The 1,584-nt window shown below is 44.1% G+C and carries 2 protein-coding genes; both read right to left on the bottom strand.

The window, feature by feature from the left end; genetic code table 11:
- On the bottom strand, positions 1–1,005 hold a 1,005-nt coding region (locus tag ACZFYI_RS20225; RefSeq protein WP_462525925.1), incomplete at its 3' end, for a metallophosphoesterase family protein.
- A gap of 33 nt (positions 1,006–1,038) precedes the next feature.
- Entirely contained in the window at positions 1,039–1,461 is a 423-nt protein-coding gene (locus ACZFYI_RS20220) for a type II toxin-antitoxin system VapC family toxin (protein WP_462525924.1), read from the bottom strand.
- Positions 1,462–1,584 lie beyond the last annotated feature (123 nt).

Raw genomic sequence — 1,584 nt, 5'->3', positions numbered from 1 at the left:
AGCGGCATCTATGGAATGCTCCGTGACAAAGGTAATTTCAACAAAACAATAAGGGTTTTGCTTTAACCATAGCAGCGTCGCAGCAAGATCATCAAAGGTTTTTCTATACAACGGCCTTCCTTTTTCCAAACCCACAGCCTTGTAGCTGACGGCTGTTCCCGGTTCAGCTTCAATGAGGATGACCTGTTTTTGTTGCTCGGCTTCGCTGAAGGAGTAGGCGAGGGGAGAACTTGAATAGACCACCGGAAAGGGATTTTTGCCCACCGCATGGTAGCGGTGCAGATGTCCCAAAGCCGCATATTGGATCTGGTTTGGGATATTGTGGGTAAAGAGCGCCTGCGTGCCACCGACATGGAGGATGGGCCGCTCGGATTCCGGTTCCGGTTCGACAGGACCACCTTCTTTCATAAAAAAGAAATGACCCATATAGAGATTTACTCCTTTGTCATCGCAGTAAGTGTCTGCAATTTTCCCCCATTTATTAGCCAACACTTCCCTAAACTCCGCTTCCCTGTCTCCTTCTCCCAAGTAGGTTTTGAGCAAAACTTCATTGGCATAAGGGGCAAGGATGATCCTGATGGGAAATCCGTATTGGGGGATTTTGATTTCTACAAATCCGGGTCCGCTTTGGGTGACTTCGATTCCGTTGTCTAATTTTCCTGTGGGAATGACGCTGTCATACCTGCTGTAGAAAAAGATGCCCATTTCTCTCGCCAAAGGATCCGGGGCTTCGACAAACTGCGTGCTGTCATGGTTGCCGGAGATGGCGATAACAGGTCTCTGTCCGTCTTTGGAGAGTTTTTTGAGGGTTTTGTATAGGAGTTCAACTGCCTCGTGGTTGGGATTGAACGTGTCAAAAATATCTCCTGCAAGCAGGACCAAATCCACTTCTTCACGGTCGGCGATCTGGATGATTTCTTCCAAGACGAGCTTTTGCTCTTCCAACCTGGAAAATTCCTGAAGTCTTTTTCCCAAATGCCAATCCGCTGTATGGAGTATTTTCATAGTTTAAAAATAAGAAGACTTTTTTAATCGGGCTTATTTTTTTAGTCTCTTGATCATTTCCACCATTTCGTCCGGAGCAATGGCGGGAATAGGGGATTTTTTGAAGTCCCTGAGATTTCGGGTCACGATGTAATCCATGCCGCCTGTGGACTCAGCATTATAAATCTGAAGTGCATCCTCAAAATCACTAAAATCAGATAAAAGCGCTTTTTTTAACTGTGCCTTGGTGACATCAATCAACGCTACCAACTCTGTCAATTCCAAGAGTTTTGCCCTCAGCTCCTTTTCATCTGAATATTTTTTGAGAATATAGTAGGTGGTAGCAAATGCATGGGTGGAACTGTAGAGCAATATTTTGTCTGTTCCCAAAAGAAAGATTTCGGTTGCATGCTTTGTAAATGCGCCTCTATCGGTCAAAAAATCTACAAGGATATTGGTGTCTAAAAATATTTTCATTTGAGATGTTTTTCTTCATAGTATTCTCTCAGGATTTTTTCTTCTTCAAAATCGCCCGGGATCTGGATTTTGCCGGAAAGCTTCATTATTTTATCCTTTTGGGAATTTTCAGGATGATGCTCT

This window comes from Aquiflexum sp. (genome assembly GCF_977115555.1).
The sequence above is the reverse complement of the archived record's forward strand: the minus strand, read 5'-3'. Positions and strand labels throughout refer to the sequence as shown.

Coding starts and splice junctions, on each gene's coding strand:
- ACZFYI_RS20220 (WP_462525924.1), bottom strand. CDS start 1,461: ATGAAAATATTTTTAGACACCAATATCCTTGTAGATTTTTTGACCGAT.